Genomic DNA, 25,457 nt, shown 5'->3' on the forward strand with positions numbered 1-25,457 from the left:
CGCATGGGAGACATGGCCCTGCAACTGCGCCTGCAACTGCGCGACCAGATGGGCGCACGGGCCACCCGCGCCCTTGAGGACGTGCGCCGGGCCGCCGGGGGAGCCTCCACGGCGGCCTCGGCCCTCGGCCGTAACACGGCAGCCCTTGGCCGGGTCAACTTCAACGGCATGGTGCAGGGGCTGAAGCGCGTGGAACAGGCGGCCACCGCTGCCATGCGTGGCCTGAAGCGCATGGGCGGCACGGCCTCCGAGGTCATGAAGGCGGCCGGTGGCGTCGGGGCCGGTGCCATGGCGGGCGGCTACGTCGCAGGCCGCGCCTTGGCCCCGGCCATAAGCTACGAATCGAAACTGGCCAGCATGGCCAACGTGGCCTTCAACGACCGGGACGCCGCCGGGCGCATGGCGGGCATGAAGGAACTGGACGCCGCCGTGAAGCGCGCCACCGACGTGGGCGGCGGTTCGCGCGAACAGGCCGCCGATGCCCTGAACACCATGCTGGCCATGGGCATGAAGTCCGACACGGCCACGAACCTTCTGCCGCAGTTGCAGAAGGCCGCCACCGCCTCCGGTGCGGACGTGAACGAGCTGGCCCAAGTGGTGATGAAGGGCATGGAACAGGGCTTCTTCACCGAGGCGCAGGTGGGCGAGGCCATCGACAAGGCGGTGAAGGCGGGCGAGGCCGGACAGTTCGAACTGAAGGACATGGCCCGCTGGCTGCCGCAAATCATGGCCAACGCCAAGGGCATGAAGGGCATGGCGGGTTACGAGGCCATCCTCGCCTCGTTGCAGGGCGTCTCCGTCGTCACCGGCACCAACGACCAGGCAGGCAACGCCCTGTTCAACCTGCTTGGCAAGGTCACCAGTGCCGACACCGCACTGGACTTCAAGAAGCAGGGCATCGACCTGCACGGCACGCTGGCCAAGGCCACCGCCAACGGCCAGTTGCCGCTGGATGCCTTCGTGGAACTGGTCGAACGGCAGGTGGTGGGCAAGGACAAGCGCTTCCAGTCCATCAAGGCGCAGATGGCCACGGCCAAGGACGGCGAGAAGATGGCCCTCATGGAACAGGCGGCCGACCTGTTGCAGGGTTCCGCCATAGGCAAGGTGGTGCAGGACCGCGAGGCGTCGCTGGCCCTCGCCGCCATGCTGACGCAGAAGCAGCGCATCGCCGAGGTCAAGGGCCAGCTTGGCGAAGCCCACGGCGCGGTGGATACCTCCTTCGCCGTCATGTCGAACACGTCCGACTTCAAGCTACAGCAGGCGAAGAACGAGGTGGAGTCAGCCCGCTCGCGGATGCTGGCAGACGTGAAGCCCGCACTGGACGGGGCCGTGGCCGGGGCCACCGGCCTTGCCAGCCAGTTCCCCAAGCTGACCACCGTGGCGATGGAAGCCTCTACCGCCATAGGTGTCATGGCGGCGGCCGCTGCCGCCTATGGCGGGGCGGGTGTGCTCATGGGGCGCGGCGGGGCTGGTGGCGTGGGCAGGCCCCGCGATGAACACGGCCGGTTCATCAAGCCCGAAGCGGGCGCGGCAGGTTCCGCCACCGGACGCGCGGGCGCGTTCAAGGCCGGGGCGAAGGCTGGCGGCCTGCTGGCCTTGGCCGGGGCGGGGGTGAACGCCGTCATGACCGAATCCAGCGACATGAGCCGGGCCGAGAAGAACGCGGCCCACATGGGCACGGCAGGCGGTGCAGTGGGCACGATGGCGGGCACCGCCGTGGGCGCGGCGCTGGGGTCCGTTGTCCCCGTGGTGGGCACGGCCATTGGCGGTGTGCTGGGGGGCATGGCGGGTGGCTGGCTTGGCGACATGCTGGGCCAGAAGCTTGGCGACCTCATCTTCAAGGACGAATCCACCGTGCGCGTCGAGAGCGTGGTGCAGGTGGACGGCCGCGAACTGGCCCGCGCCGTGAATGAGGTGAATGGGCGCGACGCCGCACGTCGTTAAAGCACAGGGGAACAACGCCATGTCATGGAAGGACGACCTGCTGGACGCCAGCTTCAGGGGTGCCCGTTTCGAGGTGGTACGCACCCGCGACCACGGCGAACGCGCCCTCGTGGAACACGAATACCCCTACCGCACCGGGGCAGAGATAGAAGACATGGGCCGCAAGGCCCGGCGCATCAGCATCACGGCGGTCTTCTACGGCCCGCACTACGCGGCCGGGCTTGCAGCCCTGCTTGAGGCACTTGAGAAGCCCGGCAAGGGCGAACTCATCCACCCCGTCTTCGGTTCCGTCACCGTATGCGCCGGGCCGTATGACGTGACCCACGACGCGGAACAGCCCGACCACGCCGAAGTCACGCTCGAATTCGTCGAAGCCGAACCCGACAACCCCTTCCTTGCCGCCGGGGGCCGCCGTGCCACCGCGCAGGACGCGGGCCTGCGCGTGGAAGACGCCACCGCGCGTGGCAAGGAATCCAGCGGCCGCAGCTTCGCCCGCTGGCTTGAGAGCACCGCCAAGGGCTACAGCCTTGCCGAACGTGTGTGCGTGCTGGATACGCTGCATCAGGGGCTGGACGACTACGACGCAACCCACGGCGCACTGCGGGCGTCGGTCAGCTATCTGGACTTCCCCACCGCCTACCTTGCAGACCTCGACGCCGCGCAGGACATGGCCGCCGGGCCGTTCCGCCCCGTGCAGGGCTTCGGCAACTGGCAACGCCTGTCGCAGACCTTCCAAGGCCGCAGCCTCACGGGTGGACGCGGGCGGGCCTACCCCGTGGGCACCAGCGCCTACGCGGGGGCCGTGCTCACCGGCCCGGCATCCGGCCTTGCCGAGCCTTCGCCCGTGGTGCCCGGTGACGAGGCCCCCCGGCCCGGGCGTCCTGCCCCGGTAGCCGACCTCTCCAGCGCACAGGGTGCCGCCACGGCCCATGCCGCCGCTCACGCCGAAGTGGCCCAGACGGCGCTCTTGGCGGGCGAGGCCGCCACCCTGCTTGAAGCGGAGACCGAGACCCCCACGCTGACCCCGCACGAGGTCGAAGCCGTGGTGGGCAACGTGCGCGACCGCCTGCAAGACGCCATGGACGCCAGCCGCGCCGTGCTGCCGCCCCACGAATCGCACCCCGTGGTGGAGGCCCTGCGCGATGCCGCCCTTGCAGTGCAGCAGCTTGGGGCCTTGGTGCTGGCGGCCCGTCCGCCCTTGGTGCGGTACGCCGTGCCGTGGCCCTGCAACCTGCACCTTCTGGCGCACCGCCTGTACGGCGACCATCGCCGCGCCGCCGAACTGGCCCGGCTGAACCCGGCCCTGCGCAATCCCAACTTCATCGCCCAAGGACAGGAGTTGCTCATCCATGCCCAGTGACCGCAGGCCCGACGAGACCATGCCCGCAGGCGACGCACGGCAGGCCGTCACCCTCATGGTGGGCGGACGCGAGCACCGCGACTGGACGAGCTATGAAGTGGACAGCGACCTCATGACCCCGGCGGACGCATGGCGCGTCACGCTTGGCATCCCCGCCGACGCCGTTCCGGCCACGGTGCGCCCGTGGGAGCCGGTGCAACTGGCCGTGGGCGGCGAGGTGGTGCTTTCGGGCCGCATCGACAGGGTGGAACGCACCATCCGCAAGGGTGAGCTTTCCCTTGCCATCAGCGGGCGCGACGGGGCCGCCGTCTTGGTGGACTGTTCCGCGCCCATCTTCACCTCACGGCAGGTGAGCGTGGCAGAGGCCGTGGCGCACATCGTGCGGCCCTTGGGCATTGCGCGGGTGCGCGTGGCCCCCGGTGCCGGACATGCGACCGGGCACACTGCCGGGCACGAGAAGGTGGCCATCGAACCGGGCATGACCGCATGGGACGCCCTGCAACAGGTGGCAGAGGCCAACGGCATGTGGCCGTGGTTCACCCCTGACGGCACCTTGGTGGTGGGAGGCCCCGACTACACCGCGCCCCCCGTGGGCGGCCTCGTGCTGCGCATGGACGGCACGCAGAACAACGTGCTGGCCCTCTCCGTGCGCGACGGCGTGGAAGAACGCTTCTCCGAGGTGACGGTGCTTGGCCAGAGTCACGGCACCGAAGACGCCGAAGGGGCCAACGCCCTGCGCGCCATAGCCCGCGACACCACGGCGCAGTGGCACCGCCCCCGCGTTGTGGTAGAGGCGGAATGCGACACCGCCGACATGGCCCGCCGCCGGGCACGCAAGCTGCTTGCCGACGGCAGACTGGCCGCCTTCGAGATGCGGGCCACCGTGCGCGGGCACCGGGCCAGCGGCCCCACGGGCGATGGCGTGCTGTGGCAACCCGGCCAGCGGGTGCGGGTGCTGTCAGAACCGCACGGCATCGACGGCGTGTTCTTCCTCACCCGGCGCACGTTCATGGGCGGCCGCGACCGGGGGCAGGTGACGGAACTGACGCTGAAGGAGGACGGCGTGTGGCTGCCCGACGTGGGCAAGCGCCGCAAGCGCAAGAAGCAAGATGGCGAGACAGCCATGGAGGTGGTCGACCTATGATGCAGCAGGTGAACCGGGCCATAGCCCGGACGTTGGCCACCATCCGGCAGGCGTTCCGCGCCCGCCTCACCGGGCTGGACACCACGCCCGGCGTCCAGTTGGCGCAGGCCGGGGGGCTGGCAGGCGAACAGGTGCAGGCGTCCGAACTGTTCCAGCACTTCGGCTTCACCTCCGCCCCGCCCGAAGGCACCCAGTGCATCGTCCTGCCCCTAGGCGGCAAGACGGCCCATAGCGTGGTGGTGGCCACAGAGAACGGGGCCTACCGGGTGCAGGCCCTGCAAGGCGGCGAGGTGTGCATCTATAACCAGTGGGGCGCGAAGATAACCCTGAAGAAGGAGAAGATTGTGGAGGTGGATTGCGACCACTTCCGGGTGGCCGCCAAGGAATCCATCACGATGGACACCAAGCGCTGGCAGGCCACCGCCACCGAGGGCACCGCCTTCACCTCGCCTTCGGTTGCCATTGGCGGCATGGGCGGGCTGAAGGCACAGGCAAGACTCGACGCCGACCTGCAAACGACAGGCGACGTGACCTCACAGGGAGACCACGTCGCCGGGGGCATCAGCTTGCGTCATCACCGCCATCCGGGGGATTCGGGCGGGACGACTGGAGAATCTTTATAAGGCTGAAGGTGGACAGGAAGAAATCGAGCTTCACAAAGAACAATCCTATGGCAACACATATCGCACCAGAGACTACGCTCTCACCGAGGGCTATAAGCCCACCACTGCTGTTAGTGCTGTTCCACCACTGATGCGGCTTCATCTCCACAATTACATAGACGTTTGATATCACAATCAAGCATCCGACAATAAGTAAGCATAGTATTGCACCATTTGCCACTACATTTAACAAAGAAGAAAAGGATGTTGTTTTTTCATTATGTTCTATTTTCATATCATTACTAGACATTTCTCTTAAATCTTTATTTTCATACGTTTCTGCCTTTTGGCGTAGCTGATGGTTTCCTTTGATAGCCTTCTCTTTGATAATTTTATATTCAGTTTGCACAGGCACACTCCATGATCAAACACTGAACCCCTTCCATCTGTCTTCCTCCCCATCCGCCACTAGAGTGGCGGCATGGGAACCGACGCAGCCATAGACACCTTACGGGGAGACTATACGGGCGAACGCATCGCCAGTCTAGCCAACGCCGTCTATCTTCGCCTCATGACGCCCCTTGGTTCATGGTGGGGCGACACCGCCTTGGGGTCGCGCCTGCATGAACTGGCGCGAGAGAAAGACGTGCCCCGCATCCGCCGCCTTGCCGCACAGTACGCGGAACAGGCCCTTGCCCCGCTTCTCACGGACGGACGCGCCCGCGCCGTCACTGTCACCGCAGCCCAGCCGCACGACGGCCGCTGCATCCTGCATGTCACCGTCACAGACGCCACGGGCCAGCAACAGACCTACACGCATCCGGTGCGTGTGGCCTAGGGGCAAGCCATGCCGTACATCATCCCCACCTTCGAGGAGATACGCGCCGCCATCTTGCGCGACGTGAAGAACCTGCTGCCCGATGCCGACACAGGCCCGGACAGCGACGCCTTCATCCGCGCATCCAGCACGGCCTCTGCCGTCTATGGCCTGTATCAGCACCAGCTATGGATGGCCCGCCAGATTCTGCCCGACACGGCAGACACCGCCTACCTCGAATCCCACGCGGCCCTGCGCGGCATCACCCGCAAGCCCGCCACCAAGGCCACGGGCACCCTCACCCTGACGGGAACGCCGGGCGCGGCGGTGCCTGCGGGCACAGAGGCGCGGCACATTGCCACCGGGGCCACCTTCCGCACCACGGCCACCGTGACACTGGCCGAGAACGGCACGGCCAGCGCGCCGTGCGAGGCCTCCGTGGCAGGGGCCATGCCGGACTACACGGCAGAGACCGTGCTTTTAACGGCACCGCCGCCCGGCGTGCAGTCCACCGCAAGCCTTGCCCTCACGGGCGGCACCGACACGGAGACAGACGCCGAACTGCTGGAACGCCTGCTGTTCCACTTCCGCAACCCGCCCGGCGGCGGCAACCGTTACGACTACAAGCGGTGGGCCTTGGAGGTGCCGGGCGTCACCGGGGCATGGGTCTACCCCCTGCGCCGGGGCTTGGGCACCGTAGACGTGGCCGTGCTTTCGGCGGGCGGCCTGCCCACACCGGAACTTCTGGCGGCGGCACAGGCCCGCATCGACGAACGTCGGCCCGTGGCCTGCAAAGACGCGCGGGTGCTTGCGCCCACCCCCTTGGCGGTGGACGTGCGCGTGCGGGTGCGCCTTGCGGGCACCACGTTGCCCGTGGTCACCACACAGGTGCGCGAGGCGCTGGCCGCACACTTCGGCGGCTATGAACCGGGCGGGCAGGTGGTGCGTTCGCGGCTTGAGGCCATCATCTCCGGCATCCCCGGCGTGGCAGACCGCGACCTGACGGCCCCGTCCGCCAACGTGCAGGCCGTGGTGGACGCCTCCCGCGTGGAATGGCCGCGCCTTGGCACCGTCACCGTGGAGGCCATGTGACGGGCCACGCCACCTTGCTGCGCAGCCTGCTGCCGCCCGTCAGTTACGACCCGTCAGGCCCGCGCCTTGCCGCCGCGCTGGACGCCGAAGGCATGACGCTGGACGCGGCGCTGGCCCTTTCGGTGCGGGCCGTCATGGGCATCAACCCCTTCCGGGCGCAGGAATGGATGGAAGACTGGGAGCGCGTCTACGGCCTGCCAGACCCGTGCGCCCGCGAGGGGCGCACCTTGCAGGAGCGCATAAGCGCGCTGGCCGTGGCCGTGCAGGAACAGGGCGGCATCTCGCGCGGGTACTTCGTGCGGCTTGCCGCCATGCTTGGCTACGCCGTCACCATCCGCGAGCATGTGCCGTTCCGGGCCGGTTCGCGGGCGGGCGACGCCCTGACCAACGGCGACTGGCAATGGGCGTGGACGCTTCAGGCCCCCGCCGTCACCACGCACCGCTTCCGGGCGGGACGAAGCGCGGCGGGCGAACCCTTGGCCTTCTGGGGTGACGAGGTGCTGGAATGCGCCATCCGCCGTCTGGCCCCGGCCCATACCGTGGTGCTGTTCGCCTACGGGCCGCGCCTCGCCACCGCCACGCACGGCTAACCTTCGATGCACACCGAACGTCAGAACGCTAACGCCGCCCCCGCCCGTGACGATGGCCGGGCAAGGGACGGCAAGGAGGGCACATGCACCGCATAGACACACCCGACGCCACGCCGGACCACCGCTTCACCGAAGGCGACCCCACCATACCCTTGCCCGCCACCATGGTCAGCGCGGACTGGCTGAACGCCGTGCAGGAAGAGCTTTCGGGCGTCATCGAGGGCGCGGGCCTCACGCTGGACAAGGCGAGGCACGACCAGTTGAAGGCCGCCATCATCAAGATGATAACCGACCGGGCCGCACCGCTGGCCACCACGGAACAGGCGGGGCTGGTGGAACGCGCCACCGATGCCGAAGCGCAGGCCGGAACGGATGGCGAACGCTATGTGACGCCGAAGCAACTGAAGGACGCCGTGGGGACTACTGACCTGACGGCAATGATGCGCGACACGTTCGCGGGCTGCATCGTGGAGTGGGAGTGCGAGACCATTCCCAACCTGACGGACGGAAAGCCACTCGGTATCGAACTTAACGGGGCCATCGTCAGTCTTACGGCGTGGCCTCGCCTCCTGCGCAAGTGGTGCGGGGCTGCGAAGAATGCAACCGCTCCGGCGTGGTATCGCTGCAACGCCTCCGGTGTGCGCGACGCCACCGGCGACCACATCCGGTTGCAGGATAGACGCGGAGAGTTCGCGCGCGGTTGGGACCACGGGCGCGGCGTCGATGCGGGGCGCGTGCTGGGTAGTGCGCAGGGCGATGCCATCAGGAATATTGTCGGCTCAATGGGGTCGATTACGGCAGTTGTTGCCGGGACTGCTTCAGGAGCCTTTACCGTTACCACTCCATCCAATCGTTCTGCGGGCAGCAGTACCGGGCCTACATGCGACTTTACCTTCGACGCTTCTCGCGTCGTCCCCACCGCCAGCGAAAACCGCACCCGCAACATCGCCACCCTGTACCTCGTCCTCGTCTAGGAGCACCCTATGCCTACGATTCACACCTATGATGCCCGCACCCGTGAATACCTGAAGACCGTCGACTGGACGCCCCCGAACGAGTGGGTGGCCTTGCCCGCCGACGCCACGACGCTACAGCCCCCGGCACAGCGCGAAGGGTTCGCCTGTGTGCTGAACCTTGCGGGGGACATTTGGGAACACATTGAAGACCACCGGGGCAAGGCGGGTTACGTCGAAGGACAGCCCCACACCGTGCGCGACCTTGGGCCGCTTCCTGCCGGGTGGAGCACTACCGCCCCTGAAGTGCCGCTGGCGGACACCAAGGCCGCAAAGCGTGCGGAGATTACCGCCGGGCATGATGCCGCCCTCGCGGGAGTGGTCGCCATCTCCGACCCCACGCCCACGGTGGTGGCTGTTGAGGCGGCACTGCTGGCCACCACCGACCCCACCGGGCTGGACTACGCCCGGCAGAAGCTTGCCGCGCGCCGGGCAGAGCTTGAAGCACAGGTCGAAGCCGCAACGACGGCGGAAGCGGTCATGGCCGTGGTGGTGAGCTATCCGGTGTAAGTGAAGCCCCTCCAGCGTGGGGGGGCACAGCTGAAGGGGCTTGCGAGGAAAAGTGTCAACCATAAACACAGGCTGGATTTATGGGCGACATGGCCCACGAACAGCACTACGGAACAGATAATACGAATTGGGAGGAACAGGCGGGGGCGTAACAGCGCCCCCACTGGCCCAGCGCTGGAACGCTGGACCACGGCCCCCGGCAGGCGGCAACCCGCCGGTTCGTTCCGCTGCTCCTTGGCCCTGTACAGGGGTGCCAAGCAAGCTAGCAGACGCTAACGGGCAATACAACCACCCATAACCATGAAGGAACACGACAACAGACGCGAAGTGCGGTGTGGCCATTGCCACCGCCTCCTCGCCAAAGGCGAAGCCCTAGACCTGACCATCAAGTGCCCCCGATGCGGCACCCTGAACCATGTGAGGGGCATGTCCCCCGACGCCGAAGGCCCGCGAGCCTCTGACAGGAGCGGACCTTGTACACAACAGATGAAGAACGCGTGACCCTGATTCAGGGAGAAGCCCTCACCGTGCTGCGCACCTTGCCTACGGGGGCAGTGGATACGGTGCTCACCGACCCGCCGTATTCCAGCGGAGGCATCACCATGGCGGCCCGTCAGGTTGACCCGGCGCAGAAGTATCAGCAGAGCAACACCAAGCGCACCTATCCCGCCATGCTCGGAGACAACCGCGACCAGCGCAGCTTCACCCTGTGGGCGACGCTGTGGCTCTCGGAATGCTGGCGGGTGGCGAAAGACGGGGCGCGCATCATGGTCTTCACGGACTGGCGGCAATTGCCAGCCATGACCGATGCCCTTCAGGCCGCGGGGTGGATGTGGCGCGGAGTGGTGACATGGCACAAGCCCAGCGCGCGGCCCAGCCTTGGCGACTTCAAGCGCGACGCCGAGTACGTCATCACCGGAAGCAAGGGAAAGCCAACCATGCATACGCGCACCTGCCCTCCGGGGGTGTACCGGCATAGCGTCAATGCCGCGCGGAAGACCCACCTTACCGAAAAACCGGTGGCGCTGCTTGAAGACCTGCTGGCCGTGACAGCACCGGGGCCGGATGCCCTCGTGCTCGACCCCTTCGCAGGCAGTGGAAGCACCGGCGTTGCCTGCCTTAATACGGGCAGACGATTCGTCGGAATCGAGCTTTCCGCCGAGTACCATGCAAGGGCATCAAACCGCCTCGCCGAGGTCGCCCAAAACATGGCCCAAAACTAGCCCAAAACGAAGCCCCCGGCAGACCATCCTACCGGGGGCTTTTGCTGTAATTTCTTGTGCCAATTCGCCCGCTACACAATGTCAAAGCGTTCGCGCGCGTACACGCACAAGCACTGGGACAGCGCCACGTGCCCTCGCCATGCGACAACAAGGACACGGTCGGTGCTTCGACCTTTGCGAGGAAGACATGCAGTGGCAGGAAGCCTGTGACGACGGCGCCGTGCACCGCCAAGCAGAAGACAAACGAAAAGGCTGACATTGCTGCCAGCCTTATGCGTCCGAATGGTGCCGAGGGAGGGACTCGAACCCTCACGGGATTTCTCCCACTACCCCCTCAAGATAGCGTGTCTACCAATTCCACCACCTCGGCGTCGGGGAAGCACCGTATAGCCCCAACGCCGAGAAGCTTGCAAGTCTTTTTTTGCACTTTTCCTGTTTTTTTCTTGCAGCATGCGCACGAACCCTACAGCCACGCGGATTGTACCCTTCACGTCCCTGTGGCAGCCTTTCCCATGAAACGGCCGCCGCAGGCAGTCCCCCTGCGGCAAGGCGTCATGGCTTGCCGGGGGCAGCGCTTTCCCTGTATGCCTTCGTGCTGTGGGCAGAGTGCTTCGCGGGCGACGCACCGCACGAACGCCACCCGCCCTTCGTATACCGCCAACCCTCCGGCACGCCGGAATCTTCATTTCAGGCAGGACAGCATGACCCATTCCGCATCCGCCCTTCTCGACCGCATCGGCCCCGTTCTCTGTCTCGACATCGGCAGCGGCACGCAGGACGTGCTGCTGGCCCTGCCCGGCCTTGAGCCTGAAAACTGGCCTCGCCTCGTCCTTCCCGCACCGGCGCGCGCCGTCGCGGGGCGCATCGCCGCCGCCACGGCAGCACGCCGTCCCGTGTGGCTGCACGGCACCAACATGGGGGGCGGATTCGCACGCGCCGTCATGCAGCACATCGAAGCCGGGCTGTCCGTGGCAGCGCACCCTGCGGCCGCCATGGCCCTGCATGACGACCCAGCCCGTGTGACCGCCATGGGCGTCTCCATCACCGAACGTCCACCGTCAGGTTCCGTTCCCGTCATGCTTGCGGACTACGAACCCGGCTACTGGCGCGCCCTCGCCGCCGTGGCGGGGCTGCCCGCCCCGGCACTGGTGGTTGCGGCCGCACAAGACCACGGCGTGCACCCGGTCGAAGGCAACCGCATAGGCCGTTTCGGCATGTGGCGCAGCTTCGTCACCCAGGAAGGGGGCGACCCGGCACGCCTCGTCCACGACACCCCCCCGCAGCCCTGCACGCGCCTTGCAGCATTGCAGGACGCCATCGGGGGCGGCCCCGTCGCGGACACGGGCGCAGCCGCCGTGCTGGGGGCCCTCTCCATGCCCGAGGTGGCGGCACGCAGCCACCGCGAGGGCATCACCGTCGTCAACGTGGGCAACAGCCACATCATCGCCTTTCTCGTCTTCCGCGAACGTGTGGTGGGCATCTATGAACACCACACCGGGATGCACGACCGTGAAAGCCTGCTGCACGACCTGCACGAATTCCGCATGTGCTGGCTGCCCGACGAACAGGTGCGCGCCGCAGGGGGGCACGGTTGCATCTTCGCCCCCGATATCGCCCCCGAATCGGAAGGCTTCCGCCCCACGTTCGTCATCGGCCCGCGCCGCAACCTGCTTCAGGGCCACGGGCAGTTCATCGCCCCCTACGGCGACATGATGCTGGCCGGATGCCACGGCCTGCTGCACGGACTGGCAGCCCGCGAAACCACGGCATAGCCCACCATAACCGCATACGACGAGGACAAGCGCCCCGGAGGCGCAACCGCATATACACGGGCCACGGGCCCACAGGCAGGACGGGGCCTTGCGCCCCGGGGAAGGGAGTCATGGAGTTCTTCGACATCGCAGAGACATGGAACCGCGACGAAATCCGACAGGCACAACTGGTGAGACTGCGCAACACCGTGGAACAGGCCATGCGCTCCTCCTTCTATGGCGCCACCCTCCGCAAGGCGGGCATCACCCCCGATTCGATACGCAGCCTCGACGACCTGCGCCGCATTCCCTTCACCACCAAGGACGACCTCCGCAACCAGTATCCCGACGGGCTCAACTGCGTACCGCGCACCGAGATGGTGCGCATGCACGCCTCAAGCGGCACCACCGGTTCACCCACGGTGGTCTACCACACGCAGTCAGACCTCAACGCATGGGCCGACCTCATGGCGCGCTGCCTGCACATGGTGGGCGTACGCCGCGACGACGTGTTCCAGAACATGACGGGCTACGGGCTGTTCACCGGGGGGCTTGGCCTGCACTACGGTGCGGAACGCCTCGGCTGCCTCACCATCCCCGCCGGACCGGGCAACACCAAGCGGCAGGTCAAGCTCATGCGTGACTTCCGCACCAGCGTCGTCCACATCATCCCCTCCTACGCGCTGTATCTCGCCGCCGCCGTCGAGGAAGGCGGTGAAGACCCGCACGCCCTGCCGCCACGCATCGCCGTCATCGGTGCGGAACCCCACACCGAAGAGGCCCGCCGTCGCATCGAGGAGATGCTGGGCCTCAAGGCCTTCAACTCCTACGGCCTGTCGGAGATGAACGGGCCGGGCGTGGCCTTCGAATGTACCGAGCAGAACGGCATGCATGTGTGGGAGGATGCCTACATCGCCGAGATCATCGACCCCGCCACGGGCGAGCCCGTGCCCGACGGCGAGGTGGGCGAACTGGTCATGACCACCCTGTGCCGCCGGGGCATGCCCGTGCTGCGCTACCGCACCCGCGACCTCACCCGCTTCCTGCCCGGCGAATGCCCCTGCGGGCGCGTGCACCGCCGGCTAGACCGCATGGTGGGCCGCGCCGACGACATGCTCATCATCAAGGGCGTGAACATCTACCCCATGCAGATTGAACAGGTGCTCATGGCCTTCCCGGAAGTGGGCCAGAACTACCTCATCGTGCTGGAGCGAGAAGAGTTCATCGACCAGATCAAGGTCAAGGTCGAACTGCGCGACGAGGCGTTCGTCGAAGACATGCGCGTGTTGCAGGGCCTGCAGAAGGCCATCGCCCGCCGCCTCAAGGACGAGATACTGGTCACGCCGCGCGTGGAACTCGTCCAGAACAACAGCCTGCCCAAGGCCGAAGGCAAGGCGCAGCGAGTGCTCGACCTGCGCGAGAAGCCCTGACCGAAGACGATACACGGGGGTGCGGCATCACGCCGCACCCCATTCGCCGGAACGGGGTGGCTCCGAGGTGCCCATCCCCGGAAGAGTACATGACGTTTCCGCCCTGCGTGGCATCAGGCCCCTCACCGACCTGACGCCCCCTCCTTCTCCACACCCAGAACCATGACGGAGGCTCCCCCACATGGAGTTCGCCATTGCCGCCGTGTTCATCGCCCTGCTTGCGGGCGCTCTCACCCTCAACGTGCTCTCCCTGCCCGCCAACTGGGTCGTGCTGGCGCTGCTAGGGCTGTGGAAGCTGCTGCATCCCGCCCCCACCGGGATGGACACCATGTTCTTCGCCATCGTCATCGGGGCCGCACTGGTGGGCGAAGTGCTGGAATTCCTGACGCAGACCGTGGGGGCGAAGCGCTACGGGTCCACGGGGAAGGGCAACCTCGGCGGCATCATCGGAGCCATAGCGGGCGCCCTGCTGGGCGCACCCTTCCTGTTCGGCCTCGGGGCGCTCTTCGGGGCGCTGGCTGGCGCATGGGCCGGGTGCTACCTGCTGGAAATCGGGCACGGCAGGTCACGCACCGAAGCTGCACAGGCCGCCAAGGGGGCCATGATGGGCCGCTTCCTCGGGCTGGTGCTCAAGACCGGCATCGGTGCGGGCATGGTCATCTACGCCGCCCCGCGCATCTGGCCCGGCTAGACGAACGACAGGCACAGCCCTCCTGCGTCCCCATGGGGCAGCCACCCGCCCGAGTTGACGTTGGCGTCATCGCCCCCCGGCCGGACGGGCAGACAGGCGGACGGGCGGTCGGGCAGACGGGCGGGGGGCCCGCCGCACCTGAACACGGCACCGGGCCTTCACTCGCCCCACAGGCACCGCAACTGCAACCCTGCCCACACGTTCCCGGGGCGGCATCACGCCCTCATGCGCGAGGCATATCCGGCACGACGTCACTTGGCGTCTGCGGCACGAGATGCTATCTCCGCCACCGGGCGCAGGTCGCGCCTGATGACTCGCTGCAAGGAGAACGCGATGCTGCCCGGACTCACCGTCGTCATGGTCAAGACCCGATTCCCGGAGAACGTGGGCATGGTGGCCCGCGCCTGCGTCAACATGGGCGCACAGGACATCGTACTGGTAGACCCCGAGCGATGGGAGATAGACAAGGCGCGCCCCCTCGCCACCGCCAAGGGTGAACCCTTGCTGGAAAGGGTGAAGGTGGTCGGAACCCTTTCAGAGGCCGTGGCCGACTGCACGGCGGTATGGGGGACGACGGCACGCACGGGCGGCTGGCGGCGCGAGATTCTCACCCCCGAGAAGGCCGGGCCGGAGATGGCCGCCTCCCTCGCCGACGGCGAACGGGTGGCCCTGCTGCTGGGGCCCGAGGACAGGGGGCTGAACAATGACGAAATCGAGCACTGCACCCGCCTGCTGACCATCCCCACCGCGCCCGAGGCTTCGTCCCTCAACGTGGCGCAGGCCTCGCTCATCGTCCTCTATGAGTGTCACAAGGCCTCGCTGGCCCACCCCTTCCGCCCCGGCCCCGGGCCGGAATCGCGTCGCATAACACAAGACGAGAACGAACTGCTGCTGGCGACACTACGCGACATGTTGCTGGACATCGATTTCCTGCGCCATGACAACCCCGACTACTTCATGATGCCGGTGCGCCGCTTCATGGGCAAAGCCGGGTTGCGACGCCACGAATTCGACATGCTGATGGGCGTGTGCCGTCAGGTGCGGCGCGTCGCCACCCTCGCACGCGACAGGAACAGACCCGACTCGCCCGCCTCGTAGCCACCGCATAGCCACCATCGATAACAGGCCCGCCGTTATCGGGTCGCAAGCCACCATACTTGCATCCCCTTCAGGAACGTGGCACACTTGCCGGGTTGTCACAGACTGGACGCCGGTAGAGTCGTGCTGCCATCCGCTCTGCCGCCGCCTCAGTCCAGAGTCAATGCAACGCAAGGACGCCACAATCCGGGGAGGTGCACCTTGAGTCTTGGCAGTTCATTGAAAATCAACACTAAAATGTTCATTGGTGTGCTGGGTGTCGTGGCCAGCACGGCCGTTTTCGTCGGTCTCATCCTCTCATGGCGGATGCAGGCCGAACTTGAGGATTTCGGACACGAGAACCTCGCCAGCTTCATGGACACCATGGAACGTTCCGTAGCCATGCAGGACCAGCAGGTCAGGGCACAGCTACAGACCAACATGGAGTATCTCACCACGGCGCTGGTGGGACAGGGCAGCTTCGTGCTGGACGACGAGTCGGGCATGGAGACCACCGTGACCAATCAGGCCACGGGCGCACAGGAGAAACTTCGCCTGCCGGGCCTCGCCCTCGAATCTGACGGCATGCTCCAGAGTTTCTCGCCATTCTCGTTCGTGGGCAGGCAGAAGCGCGTCACCGGGTCGGAGTGCACCATATTCGTCAAGGTGCCGGGAAAACTCGTCCGCGTCGCCACCACGGTGCATACCGCTGACGGCAAGCCCGCCATCGGCACCTACATCCCCGCAGAAAGCCCGGTGTATCAGGCCATCGAGAAGGGGCAGGAATATGTGGGCGTCGCCAATGTGGTGGGGCAGCCCTTCCTCACCCACTATCGCCCCATCCGCGACGCACGCGGTCAGTTCACCATCGCCCTCTTCGCGGGCGTGCCGCTTCTCCAGCCCTCCTTCACCGAGATGTTCGCAGGTGCCAAGGTCGGCGGTGCCGGATATACCTTCATCCTCGACGAGACGGGCAAGCGCCTCGCGCATCCCACCCGGGTCGGCACCAACGTCAACGACGACAGCTACGGCAAACGCCTGATGGAGACCCGCAACGGCTTCGTCGAATGGGAGTACAACGGTTCCAAGGTCGGCTACCTCTTCGAGTACGCACCGTGGAAGCTGCGCTTCGGCGTCGCCATGACCCATGACGAGATGCTGCGCGGGGCTGATGCCGACGTGCGCATGTGGGCCGCCGGATGCGCCGTGGTGGCCGTTGCCATCGCCTCCTTCTTCGTACTTCTGCTGGTTCGTGAGGTCACACGCCCCATGCAGCGCCTCTCCGCCTACGCCGCCGCCGTCTCAGCGGGGGACTTCTCCGCACGCATGGACTACCCTGCCGACGACGCCATCGGGCGCACCATCGGTGCGGTCAACGGCATGGTCGCCGAGATGAAGACCAAACTGGGCCTCACGCAGGGCGTGCTGAACGGCATGACGCTTCCCTTCGCCGTCTGCGACACAGATGCCAAGGTCATCCACACCAACACGGCCCTCATCGACCTGCTGCAACGCCCCGGCACCCCCGCTGACTGGACGGGCAAGCCCCTCGACATTCTCGTCTACGGTCAGACCAAGGAAGACATGGCCACCGCCCGTTGCCTGCGCGAAGGATGCGCCCTGCGCAACATCGAGGTCGACCTCACCACATCGAAGGGCGAGACCGTGCACACTCTCGTGGATGTGGCCCCCCTGTCCGACCTCGACGGCAGCCTCATCGGTTCGTTCACCATCTACGCCGACATCACCGCCCTCAGGCAACAGCAGCAGCGCATCGAGGCGCAGCGCGACGCCATGGCCGAAGTGGCGACCGAGGCCGATGGCATCGCCCGCGACCTCAACGCCGCCGCCAACGAACTGGCAGCACAGGTTCGCGAGGCCAGCAACGGCAGCGACGTGCAACGTGCCCGCACCACCGAAACGGCCACTGCCATGGAACAGATGAACGCCACGGTGCTTGAAGTGGCCCAGAGTGCCGGACATGCCGCCGAGAACGCAGAGAATGCCCGAAAGAAGGCCGACGAAGGCGCACGCCTCGTGGGTGACGTGGTCGAAGCCATCGAGGCAGTCCGCGAGATGGCCCTCGAACTGCAACAGAGCATGCAGGGGCTTGCCACCGAAGCGGAAGGCATAGGTCACATCATGCAGGTCATCGAGGACATCGCCGACCAGACCAACCTTCTCGCCCTCAACGCCGCCATCGAAGCGGCCCGTGCGGGTGATGCGGGCCGTGGCTTCGCCGTCGTCGCCGACGAGGTGCGCAAGCTGGCCGAGAAGACCATGAACGCCACACGCGAAGTGGGGCAGGCCATCCGCAACATCCAGACGGGCGCCCGCAACAGCATGGAAGCGACCTCCAACGCCGTCGAAGCGGTGGTGGCATCCAACATGCTCACCACCCGTTCCGGTGAGGCACTGTCGTCCATCGTCAAGATGGTGGACGACACCGCCGACCAGGTGCGCGGCATCGCCACGGCCTCGGAACAGCAGTCCGCAGCCAGCGAACAGATAAGCCGCGCCACCGAGGAAATCACCGCCATCGCCGAAGTCACGGCGCAGACCATGAACCGTTCCAGCGACGCCGTGCAGCAACTCACGCGGCTTGCGGGCGACCTTGGCGGGCTCATCGAACAGATACGCACAGGCACCAGCGAGAACGCCTGACGCGCGCGTACACGCACCGGACATCAGAAAGGGGTCGCCATGGCGACCCCTTTCTGCGTACGGCGAAGATTTTCAGTCTGTGAAGGATGCGGAAGGCAATGCGCTGTACCAGACCTGCGCCCCTTGGCCTTCCCCATCCTCTGCACTTCTGCACGGGCATCACGTGTCCTTCGCCGATATCGCACGCCCTCTGTCCGCTGACACCTTGACGGGCATGCGCGGCTGGGCGAGAGTCGGATAAGGTGCGCAAGGCCGGTGCGCGCACCCGTCCGGCGTTTGCCAGCCGGACGAACAACGGCGGAACGGCATGTCGTTCTTCGATTTTCTGACCCGAGGCCGCAACACATGCGACCTGCTTCATGCCGAAGAAGGTGCCGCAGCAAGAAAATACAGGCACTTCAAAGATTTCTTGCACGACAATCACCGTGCCCTCTCCGCCGTGGCCGACCTTGAGGGGCTCTATCACCAGGGGGCCTACAGCCTGCCCGAAGCCCGCCGCCACCTCAATGAACTTCTGGAGGCCACGGACAATCTTCTTGGCGACCTCGACCGGCTCACCGGGGGACGCTACCCCGCACTTCACGACGTACTCGCCCGCCTGAACGAAGAGACCGGGGTCATCCTCTCGGCGGCAACCCCTGCCCCCTGCGTACCTCCGGTGCTTTCACTTGCGGATGTGACGCCCGACATGGCATCGGCCTGCGGCACCAAGTCGACCAACCTCGCCACCATGCGGAATGTCCTCGGCATTCCCACCCCGCCGGGGTTCGTCGTCACCGCACGGGGTTTCGAGCGGTTCATCGAGGAGAACGCACTGGGTGAGCGCATCGCACAGGCCCTGTCACGATGTGCCGCCACCGCGAGACCGGGTGACGACCCCGTGATGCTGGAACGCGTGAGTGCCGAAATCCGCGACATGGTGCTCCATGCCCCCGTCCCCGCGTCGCTGTCGGACGCCATTCTCGATGCCTACCGTGCCCTTGAGGCCGCCACCCATCCCGGTGTGCATGTGGCCATGCGCAGCAGCGCCGTGGGCGAAGACACCGAGGCGTCGTTCGCGGGGCAGTACGTCACGGTGCTCAACGTCACCGCCGCCGACATCCTCACCGCGTACAGGGAAGTGCTCGCCAGCAAGTACTCGCCCCGCGCCATCCTCTACCGTCTCAGCTACGGTCTCGAAGACCGCGATACGCCCATGTGCGTTGCGGGCATCACCATGGTGCGTTCGCGTGCCAGCGGCGTCATCTACACGGTCGACCCCTCCGCGCCGGACTCTGGCAGCCTCAAGGTGGCTGCCCTGCTTGGCCTTGGCGAACTTCTCGCCGGGGGTGAAGGCAGTGCCGACGTCTTCCATGTGGACAGGGCCACAGGCGACCTGCGCAACACCGAACTCACCGAGAAGACACATCGCCTTGTCTGCCTTCCCGACGGTGGCATCAGCCTTGAAGCGGCGACGGCCGAAGAACGCACCCGGCCCGCCATCGACGACGCCATCGTGCAACGGCTGCATGGCTATGGCATACGGCTTGAAGAGTATTTCAAGTGCCCGCAGGACATCGAATGGGCCGTCGCCCCCGACGGTGACCTCTTCATCCTGCAATCGCGGCCTCTCGGACTCGTCAGCGCCCATCGGCCGCAGACCGCAGTCGAGTACACCGGGCACCCCCGACTCATCACCCGCGGTCGCGTCGCCTCTCCCGGGGCGGCTTCGGGCGTGGTCTACAACGCCTTGGGGAACAACCCCGACCATGTTCCCGCGGGGGCCATTCTCGTTGCCCGCACCGCGTCGCCCGACTATGCGGGACTCATGGGCCGGGTGCGCGGCATCGTCACCGACGTGGGCAGCGGGGCCAGCCATCTGGCATCCGTGGCCCGCGAATTCGGCATTCCCGCACTGTTCGACACACGCGATGCCACCATGCGCCTCACCCACGGGGCCACGGTGACCCTCGATGCCGATACGACCTCTGTCTACGAAGGCACCGTGGACGAACTTGCCAGCCGCACGGCCCCCGCCCGCAAGCCATTCTTCGACTCGCCCGCGCACCACAAGTTGCGCCGCGTTCTCGACCTCGTCTCGCCGCTGCACCTTCTCGACCCGCGCTCACCGGAATTCGACCCGGCGCATTGCGCCTCTGTGCACGACATCATCCGCTTCGCGCACGAGAACGCCATGCGCGAGATGTTCGGCCTGTGTGACGACTCTCTTGACGTGACCCGCGCCGTGCGTCTGCATCTCGGTATCCCCATCATGCTCTACTGCATCGACCTCGGTGGCGGGCTTGATGACGGGCTTACCTCGTGCGAACGTGTCGAGACGGCCCATGTGCGCAGCGTTCCCATGCGCGCCCTCCTCGACGGGCTGACGCATCCCGGCATCTCGTGGCAGGGCGGCGTGGCACTCAACGCCCACAGCCTGCTTTCGGTCATGGCTTCAGCGGCGACGGCAGACAGCGAGAACCTCGGCGGTGACAGCTTCGCCGTCGTCTCACGCGACTACATGAACATCTCGGCGAAGTTCGGTTACCATTACGCAAACATAGACGCCCTGTGCAGTGACAGGCCAAGCCAGAACCATGTCGTCCTCAAGTTCGCGGGCGGCGCAGGCAGCTATTTCGGGCGGTCGCTACGCGTCTCGTTTCTCGCGTCGGTCCTGCAACGACTTGGCTTCGGGGTGGACATCAGGGGCGACATGCTCGAAGCCACCCTCACCGGGCTGGATGGCGACGCGCAGCAGGAACTTCTCGACCAGACCGGACGACTGCTGGCCGCAGCACGGCTGCTGGACATGACCATCGGCAACGGGGCCGACGTGGAACGCATGGTGAGCATGTTCTTCGACGGCAACTACGACTTTCTCGGCACGGCACGCCCGCGCCAGATAGAGGGCTTCTACACCGACACGGGCAACTGGAGCATGGAGCAGTGCGACGACGTCCGCTGTATCCGGCAGGACGGTTCCGAATGGGGGCGTAGCGTGGGAGGCGAGTCCTCCGCCGTGTTCGCCCGCATGTTCGGCCCGCGCTATCAGGAGGCACTGGACAGGGTGGAGACCTTCTTCCACTTTCCGCTCGCCATCTGTCAGGAAAGCCGCATGGCCGATGGCAGCCTGCGTCTGCATGTCCGTCCTGAAGGCGGACGCATGGACAGGGCGGGCGGGCTCGCCTTCGGCATCCGCAACGCGGGCAACTACTTCGTGCTGCGACTCAACGCCGTCGAGAACAACGTCATTCTCTTCGAATTCGTGAACAGCAGACGGGTACGCCTTGAGCGGGTCGACGTCCGCATCCGCAGCGGCACATGGGCCGAACTTGGTGTGGACATCTGCGGCAAGACAGTGCGCTGCCTTCTGGACGGGGTGCCGCTCTTTGAAACGGTTCTGCGCATCACGCCCTACGGCTACGCCGGACTCTGGACCAAAGGGGACTCTGTGACCCTCTTCCGCGACTTCACGGTCGAACCCGCACTGGGCCTTGCCCACCCTATCATGCAGTGACGTCAGGTACGCCTCCGGCCGCCAGAGTGGTCTCCGTCCGATGCCTTGAGGGAACCCACCCGCCTTGCGGTGGAGTCCTGTCCGTTATTGCCGCTGCGATGCCCTGCCCGCCGCCCCGTACCACCCGGGCAGTGCGCCGGTTGGTCCCACGCCGGTCCGCGACGCATCGCGCCCCGCACATCATGCACCAGCGACGCAAGGCCTGCGGCAAACCCTGACCCGACGTTTGTCGCATGACGAGGTCATCCGAATCGACTCCACCTGCATTGCGGGTGGTGTTCGTTGCATCCACCTCTCGCCTTCAGGCAGCTAACGCCATGGAAACGAAAGGAGGCGGGCCAAACCCGCCTCCGACTTTTCCGATTCATTACGCCATTCGGCAAAACGCCATCACGCAGCAGGCAGCCAGAATGTCTCGAAGCCACCCGGCAGCATACTGCCGGACATCACATCCCGAAAGGCTGCCGTCAGCAGAGACTATCCGCCGAGATACGCCTTCTTGACCTCCGGGTCGCTGGCAAGTTGCTCGCTGCTTCCCTCGGCCACAATCTCGCCGGTGTCCAGCACATAGCCACGGTCGGCGACCTGCAAGGCGAGTCGGGCGTTCTGTTCGACAACCACGATGGTCAGCCCTTCACGGTTGAGTTGCTTGAGCGTGCGGAACATCTCGTACATGAGCAGCGGCGCAAGGCCCATCGACGGTTCATCAAGCAGCAGCAGTTCACAGTTGGTCATCAGCGCGCGCCCCACGGCAAGCATCTGCTGCTCACCACCTGAGAGGGTGTCGCTGCGCTGGTCGCGCCGTTCGGCAAGTCGCGGAAAGAGGTCGAAGATGCGGTCGAGGTCCTTCCCGATGGCGGGGTCGCTCCCGCGCGAGTAGGTCGCCAGCATCAGGTTCTCCATCACCGAAAGGTTGCCGAAGATATGCCGCCCTTCCGGTACGAGGGCGATACGCAGCTTGCGTACCACATCATGCGGCTCGACGTTCAGCAGCGACTGCCCCTTGTAGGTGATGTCGCCAGCCGAGACCCGCGGTGCCTCCGGCGGAGGCAGACGCATGATGGACTTGAGCGTCGTGGACTTTCCGGCGCCGTTGGCTCCGATAAGGGTGACGATCTCACCCTCGTTCACGTGGAACGTGAGGCCGTGCAAGGCCTCGATGTTGCCGTACCTGACCTTGAGGTTGTCTATGGAGAGCAGCATCAGATTGTATCGTCCCCCAGATAGGCCTTGATGACCACCGGATTCGTCTGGATCGTCTCCGGGGTGCCGTCGGCAATGGTGCTGCCGAAGTCGATGACCTTGATGCGCTGGCACAGCGACATCACCACCTTCATCTGGTGTTCGATCATCCAGATGGTGATGTCGAACTCGTCGTGAATCCAGCGAATGAGCCTGATAAGACCATCCACATCTACGGAATTGAGGCCCGCCGCAGGCTCGTCGAGCAGCAGCAGCTTGGGCTTCATGGACATGGCGCGTGCAATCTCGACCCTGCGCTGCATGCCGTAGGGCAGGTTGCGGGGCACCTCGTTCGCATACTCCTTGAGGTCCATGGCCTCGAGCATCTCCCAGGCGATGGCGTCGATGGCCTTCTCGCCTGCTGTGTAGCGCCGGGTACGCAGGAAGGCATCCCACAGGGTGTACCCCAGGCGGTGATGCTGTGCGATGCGGATGTTGTCGAGCACCGACAGGTCGTGCCAGAGACGGATGTTCTGGAACGTACGGGCGATGCCGAGCGCCGTCACCTGATGTGGACGCAGGCCGCGTGTGGGAGTGCCGTCGAAGGTGATGGAACCTTCCGTGGGCGTATAGAACCCCGAGGTGAGGTTGAACACCGTGGTCTTGCCCGCACCGTTGGGGCCGATGAGCCCCGCCAGTTCACCCGCTTCCAGCTCGATGTTGAAGTCGGAGACCGCCTGCAACCCGCCGAAGCGCTGCGTCAGTCCCTTGATTTCAAGTAGTGCCATGACCTCCCCCTATTTGAGCGTGTACCAGCGGCGCAGTTTCGGGAAGACGTCGGACAACTCGCGGTTGCCCATGATGCCCTCCGGTCTGAACTGCATGAGCAGAATGAGGATGAGCGGGATGATGACCCACTTCCATATCTGGCTCAGCTCATACCCGTCGGGGAGCAGCCCAACGCTGTGCAGTACCGAATCGAGACCGGGAATGACGAACCGCAACGACTCGATGAGCAGCGTGAACAGGATGGCGGACATCACCGACCCCGAAAGCGAGGCCATGCCGCCAAGGTAGACCATCACCAGCCCTTCGGTGGACTTGAGGATGTTGAAGGCCTGCGGGTTCACGTAACCGAAGATGTGCGCGTACAGCCCCCCCGCCACCCCGGCAAGACCGGAGGAGACCATGAAGGCCGTCAGCTTGATGTGGTTGGTGTCGACGCTCATGATTTCCGCCGCGACCTCGTCCTGACATACGGCGGAGATGCCCTTGCCGTAGGTCGAGGTCACAAGGCGGCGCAGCAGCCACAGTGAGAACAGCGTTCCCAGAAGCACCCAGATGAGCATCCACGGTATGTCTGCGAGGTCGCGCATACCGTTGATGACCTTCTTCATGCCATGAAAACCGCGCGGCCCTCCGATGAACTCGAGGTTCTCGATGAGCGAGATGACGATGTAGTTGGCCGCGATGGTGATGATGGCGAGATAGTCGCCACGGGTGCGGAACGAGGGCAGGGCCACCAGCAGGCCGAAGCCCGCCGCCACGAAGCCCCCGATGGCGATGACCACGGGGAACAGCAGCGGTGCGAGCTCAGGGGGGAGCAACGCGGCCCCGAGCAGCTTGTTGTTGGTGAACAGCGTCACGGAAAGCAGCGACGAGACATAGGCCCCGACGCACATGAACCCGGCATGACCGCACGAGAACTCGCCCATGTAGCCGTTCACGATGTTGAGGCTGGCGGCGAATATGATGTTGATGCCGATGAACATCAACACCGTCTCGGAGTACTGGTCGAGCACGCCGAACTGCGACAGGCCCACCACCAGCAGGCAGAGGGCCGCGAGCACGATGTTGAGGGTGTAGTTGCGCATGTCGTATCCCGTCGGGTGAGCGTTAGATCTTGGTGGTCTTCGCCACGCCGAACAGTCCGGTGGGCCGCTGCCACATGATGAAGAGCAGAATCGAGAAGGCGAACAGGTCGCGGAACGTGGAGGGGAAGACCGCCGCCACCATGATCTCGATGAACGCCAGCAGGAAGCCTCCGATGAACGCCCCGCGGATATCGCCTATGCCGCCCACGACGGCGGCGATGAAGGCCTTCCACCCCACCATGGCTCCCATGTAGGGATCGAGGATGGGGTACGACATGGCGAAGAGCAGCCCCGCAAGACCGGCAAAACCGGAGCCGAGCACGAAGGTGAAGACGATGATACTGTCGAGCGGGATACCCATGAGCGGCAGCGCGAACTTGTCCCACGCCACCGCGCGCATGGCCATGCCGATGCGGGTACGCGTGACGATGAACTGCAGAAGCGCGAAGACGAGAAAGGCGGTGACGATGACCATGAGCTTCAGGTTGGTCACCGAAACGGTGCCGATGGTGTACACCACCTTGTCGATCATCTCCGGCAGAGCCTTGCGGCTGGCGCCCAGCAGGGCGAGGTTGCCGTTCTCGAGCATGATGCCGCACATGAGTGCGGTGATGACCACATACAGGCGGTGGGCCCCCTTGCGGCGCAGGGGTCTGTAGGCCACCCGTTCGAGGGTGACCCCGACGCCTGCGGTCAGGACCATGGTCAGCGGCACGGTGAGGGCAAGGGCCATGGGCCCCGAAAGTTCGAAGAATCCCCCTATCTGCCCGAGCAGGATGGAGGCAACGAAGAACGAGATGTACGCGCCCACCATGAAGATGTCGCCGTGGGCGAAGTTGATGAGCAGAAGTACGCCGTACACCAGCGTATAACCGAGCGCGATGAGGGCGTAGAAACTCCCCCATTGCAACGCGTTGAATATGTTCTGGATGAACGTTTCCACTGTCGCCTGTCCCTCCGTGAAGCGCAGCCCCTGGCGCGGCGCGCGGGGGGCAAT

Annotated in this window: 22 protein-coding genes and 1 tRNA gene; 17 read left to right on the top strand and 6 right to left on the bottom strand. The window is 65.6% G+C overall.

The window, feature by feature from the left end; translation table 11 throughout:
- The first annotated feature begins 3 nt into the window (after window positions 1-3).
- The 4 genes from DVU_RS12760 to DVU_RS12775 are packed head-to-tail and all read left to right on the top strand — an operon-like array spanning window position 4 to window position 5,071.
- Window positions 4-1,944, top strand: coding sequence for a phage tail tape measure protein (locus tag DVU_RS12760; RefSeq protein ID WP_010939989.1), 1,941 nt, complete (start codon window positions 4-6; stop codon window positions 1,942-1,944).
- Window positions 1,945-1,963: 19 nt separating this feature from the next.
- On the top strand, window positions 1,964-3,304 hold the full coding sequence (locus tag DVU_RS12765; protein ID WP_010939990.1) for a DNA circularization protein: 1,341 nt from the start codon (window positions 1,964-1,966) through the stop codon (window positions 3,302-3,304).
- Window positions 3,294-4,448 (top strand): phage baseplate assembly protein, encoded by a 1,155-nt coding sequence (locus DVU_RS12770; protein WP_014524558.1) that lies wholly within the window; start codon window positions 3,294-3,296, stop codon window positions 4,446-4,448. The genes DVU_RS12765 and DVU_RS12770 overlap by 11 nt, the downstream gene beginning before the upstream one ends.
- Window positions 4,445-5,071 (top strand): phage baseplate assembly protein V, encoded by a 627-nt coding sequence (locus tag DVU_RS12775; RefSeq protein WP_010939992.1) that lies wholly within the window; start codon window positions 4,445-4,447, stop codon window positions 5,069-5,071. Before DVU_RS12770 ends, DVU_RS12775 begins: the two co-directional genes overlap by 4 nt.
- Here DVU_RS12775 and DVU_RS12780 read toward each other — a convergent pair.
- The gene (locus DVU_RS12780) at window positions 5,010-5,459 is read right to left on the bottom strand and encodes a hypothetical protein (RefSeq protein ID WP_010939993.1); all 450 of its coding nucleotides are present in this window, start codon (window positions 5,457-5,459) and stop codon (window positions 5,010-5,012) included. The two genes, DVU_RS12775 and DVU_RS12780, sit on opposite strands and share 62 nt — an antisense overlap.
- A gap of 72 nt (window positions 5,460-5,531) precedes the next feature.
- Here DVU_RS12780 and DVU_RS12785 point away from each other — a divergent pair, with 72 nt between their 5' ends.
- The 7 genes from DVU_RS12785 (at window position 5,532) to DVU_RS12815 (ending at window position 10,295) form a co-directional block, all read left to right on the top strand.
- Window positions 5,532-5,888, top strand: coding sequence for a phage GP46 family protein (locus DVU_RS12785; protein WP_010939994.1), 357 nt, complete (start codon window positions 5,532-5,534; stop codon window positions 5,886-5,888).
- A gap of 9 nt (window positions 5,889-5,897) precedes the next feature.
- The gene (locus tag DVU_RS12790; RefSeq protein ID WP_010939995.1) at window positions 5,898-6,959 is read left to right on the top strand and encodes a baseplate J/gp47 family protein; all 1,062 of its coding nucleotides are present in this window, start codon (window positions 5,898-5,900) and stop codon (window positions 6,957-6,959) included.
- Window positions 6,956-7,549, top strand: a complete 594-nt coding sequence (locus tag DVU_RS12795; protein WP_010939996.1) for a YmfQ family protein — start codon at window positions 6,956-6,958, stop codon at window positions 7,547-7,549. The genes DVU_RS12790 and DVU_RS12795 overlap by 4 nt, the downstream gene beginning before the upstream one ends.
- 83 nt (window positions 7,550-7,632) lie before the next feature.
- Window positions 7,633-8,523, top strand: coding sequence for a tail protein (locus DVU_RS12800; protein ID WP_010939997.1), 891 nt, complete (start codon window positions 7,633-7,635; stop codon window positions 8,521-8,523).
- Window positions 8,524-8,532: 9 nt separating this feature from the next.
- Window positions 8,533-9,072, top strand: coding sequence for a tail assembly protein (locus DVU_RS12805; RefSeq protein WP_010939998.1), 540 nt, complete (start codon window positions 8,533-8,535; stop codon window positions 9,070-9,072).
- A gap of 300 nt (window positions 9,073-9,372) precedes the next feature.
- On the top strand, window positions 9,373-9,573 hold the full coding sequence (locus DVU_RS12810; RefSeq protein WP_010939999.1) for a Com family DNA-binding transcriptional regulator: 201 nt from the start codon (window positions 9,373-9,375) through the stop codon (window positions 9,571-9,573).
- The gene (locus DVU_RS12815; RefSeq protein ID WP_010940000.1) at window positions 9,546-10,295 is read left to right on the top strand and encodes a DNA-methyltransferase; all 750 of its coding nucleotides are present in this window, start codon (window positions 9,546-9,548) and stop codon (window positions 10,293-10,295) included. The genes DVU_RS12810 and DVU_RS12815 overlap by 28 nt, the downstream gene beginning before the upstream one ends.
- A 283-nt stretch (window positions 10,296-10,578) precedes the next feature.
- On the opposite strand, the gene DVU_RS12820 is transcribed toward DVU_RS12815, so the two are convergent.
- Window positions 10,579-10,665: transfer RNA gene (locus tag DVU_RS12820), tRNA-Leu, on the bottom strand.
- Between the two features lie 331 nt (window positions 10,666-10,996).
- On the opposite strand from DVU_RS12820, the gene DVU_RS12825 reads away from it, so the two are divergent.
- The 6 genes from DVU_RS12825 to DVU_RS12850 all read left to right on the top strand — a co-directional run bounded on the left by DVU_RS12825 (window position 10,997) and on the right by DVU_RS12850 (window position 21,404).
- The gene (locus DVU_RS12825) at window positions 10,997-12,067 is read left to right on the top strand and encodes a DUF1786 family protein (protein WP_010940672.1); all 1,071 of its coding nucleotides are present in this window, start codon (window positions 10,997-10,999) and stop codon (window positions 12,065-12,067) included.
- Window positions 12,068-12,177: 110 nt separating this feature from the next.
- Window positions 12,178-13,476, top strand: a complete 1,299-nt coding sequence (locus DVU_RS12830) for a phenylacetate--CoA ligase (protein ID WP_010940001.1) — start codon at window positions 12,178-12,180, stop codon at window positions 13,474-13,476.
- Window positions 13,477-13,657: 181 nt separating this feature from the next.
- Entirely contained in the window at window positions 13,658-14,167 is a 510-nt protein-coding gene (locus tag DVU_RS12835) for a DUF456 domain-containing protein (RefSeq protein WP_010940002.1), read from the top strand.
- A 333-nt stretch (window positions 14,168-14,500) separates the two neighbouring features.
- Window positions 14,501-15,265, top strand: a complete 765-nt coding sequence (locus DVU_RS12840; protein WP_010940003.1) for an RNA methyltransferase — start codon at window positions 14,501-14,503, stop codon at window positions 15,263-15,265.
- Between the two features lie 261 nt (window positions 15,266-15,526).
- Complete coding sequence (locus DVU_RS12845) at window positions 15,527-17,908, top strand: Cache 3/Cache 2 fusion domain-containing protein (RefSeq protein WP_223295107.1); 2,382 nt, start codon at window positions 15,527-15,529, stop codon at window positions 17,906-17,908.
- Between the two features lie 307 nt (window positions 17,909-18,215).
- Window positions 18,216-21,404 carry a PEP/pyruvate-binding domain-containing protein gene (locus DVU_RS12850; RefSeq protein ID WP_014524560.1) on the top strand — a complete coding sequence of 1,063 codons (3,189 nt, stop codon included), beginning with the start codon at window positions 18,216-18,218 and terminating at the stop codon, window positions 21,402-21,404.
- Between the two features lie 477 nt (window positions 21,405-21,881).
- Here the strand turns inward: DVU_RS12850 and DVU_RS12855 are convergent, their stop codons facing one another.
- Genes DVU_RS12855 through DVU_RS12870 form a run of 4 tightly spaced genes read right to left on the bottom strand, consistent with a single transcriptional unit; the run spans window position 21,882 to window position 25,403 of the window.
- A complete protein-coding gene (locus DVU_RS12855; protein ID WP_010940006.1) occupies window positions 21,882-22,607 on the bottom strand; it encodes an ABC transporter ATP-binding protein in 726 nt (241 codons plus the stop codon).
- Window positions 22,607-23,374 (bottom strand): ABC transporter ATP-binding protein, encoded by a 768-nt coding sequence (locus DVU_RS12860; RefSeq protein WP_010940007.1) that lies wholly within the window; start codon window positions 23,372-23,374, stop codon window positions 22,607-22,609. Before DVU_RS12860 ends, DVU_RS12855 begins: the two co-directional genes overlap by 1 nt.
- A 9-nt stretch (window positions 23,375-23,383) precedes the next feature.
- Window positions 23,384-24,460, bottom strand: coding sequence for a branched-chain amino acid ABC transporter permease (locus tag DVU_RS12865; protein ID WP_010940008.1), 1,077 nt, complete (start codon window positions 24,458-24,460; stop codon window positions 23,384-23,386).
- A 22-nt stretch (window positions 24,461-24,482) separates the two neighbouring features.
- On the bottom strand, window positions 24,483-25,403 hold the full coding sequence (locus tag DVU_RS12870; protein WP_010940009.1) for a branched-chain amino acid ABC transporter permease: 921 nt from the start codon (window positions 25,401-25,403) through the stop codon (window positions 24,483-24,485).
- Window positions 25,404-25,457: the final 54 nt, after the last annotated feature.

Source organism: Nitratidesulfovibrio vulgaris str. Hildenborough (genome assembly GCF_000195755.1).
Lineage (GTDB): Bacteria > Desulfobacterota > Desulfovibrionia > Desulfovibrionales > Desulfovibrionaceae > Nitratidesulfovibrio > Nitratidesulfovibrio vulgaris.

Coding starts and splice junctions, on each gene's coding strand:
- DVU_RS12865 (WP_010940008.1), bottom strand. CDS start 24,460: ATGCGCAACTACACCCTCAACATCGTGCTCGCGGCCCTCTGCCTGCTG.
- DVU_RS12775 (WP_010939992.1), top strand. CDS start 4,445: ATGATGCAGCAGGTGAACCGGGCCATAGCCCGGACGTTGGCCACCATC.
- DVU_RS12855 (WP_010940006.1), bottom strand. CDS start 22,607: ATGCTGCTCTCCATAGACAACCTCAAGGTCAGGTACGGCAACATCGAG.
- DVU_RS12770 (WP_014524558.1), top strand. CDS start 3,294: ATGCCCAGTGACCGCAGGCCCGACGAGACCATGCCCGCAGGCGACGCA.
- DVU_RS12785 (WP_010939994.1), top strand. CDS start 5,532: ATGGGAACCGACGCAGCCATAGACACCTTACGGGGAGACTATACGGGC.
- DVU_RS12760 (WP_010939989.1), top strand. CDS start 4: ATGGGAGACATGGCCCTGCAACTGCGCCTGCAACTGCGCGACCAGATG.
- DVU_RS12825 (WP_010940672.1), top strand. CDS start 10,997: ATGACCCATTCCGCATCCGCCCTTCTCGACCGCATCGGCCCCGTTCTC.
- DVU_RS12830 (WP_010940001.1), top strand. CDS start 12,178: ATGGAGTTCTTCGACATCGCAGAGACATGGAACCGCGACGAAATCCGA.
- DVU_RS12850 (WP_014524560.1), top strand. CDS start 18,216: ATGTCGTTCTTCGATTTTCTGACCCGAGGCCGCAACACATGCGACCTG.
- DVU_RS12860 (WP_010940007.1), bottom strand. CDS start 23,374: ATGGCACTACTTGAAATCAAGGGACTGACGCAGCGCTTCGGCGGGTTG.
- DVU_RS12810 (WP_010939999.1), top strand. CDS start 9,373: ATGAAGGAACACGACAACAGACGCGAAGTGCGGTGTGGCCATTGCCAC.
- DVU_RS12765 (WP_010939990.1), top strand. CDS start 1,964: ATGTCATGGAAGGACGACCTGCTGGACGCCAGCTTCAGGGGTGCCCGT.
- DVU_RS12840 (WP_010940003.1), top strand. CDS start 14,501: ATGCTGCCCGGACTCACCGTCGTCATGGTCAAGACCCGATTCCCGGAG.
- DVU_RS12805 (WP_010939998.1), top strand. CDS start 8,533: ATGCCTACGATTCACACCTATGATGCCCGCACCCGTGAATACCTGAAG.
- DVU_RS12800 (WP_010939997.1), top strand. CDS start 7,633: ATGCACCGCATAGACACACCCGACGCCACGCCGGACCACCGCTTCACC.
- DVU_RS12835 (WP_010940002.1), top strand. CDS start 13,658: ATGGAGTTCGCCATTGCCGCCGTGTTCATCGCCCTGCTTGCGGGCGCT.
- DVU_RS12790 (WP_010939995.1), top strand. CDS start 5,898: ATGCCGTACATCATCCCCACCTTCGAGGAGATACGCGCCGCCATCTTG.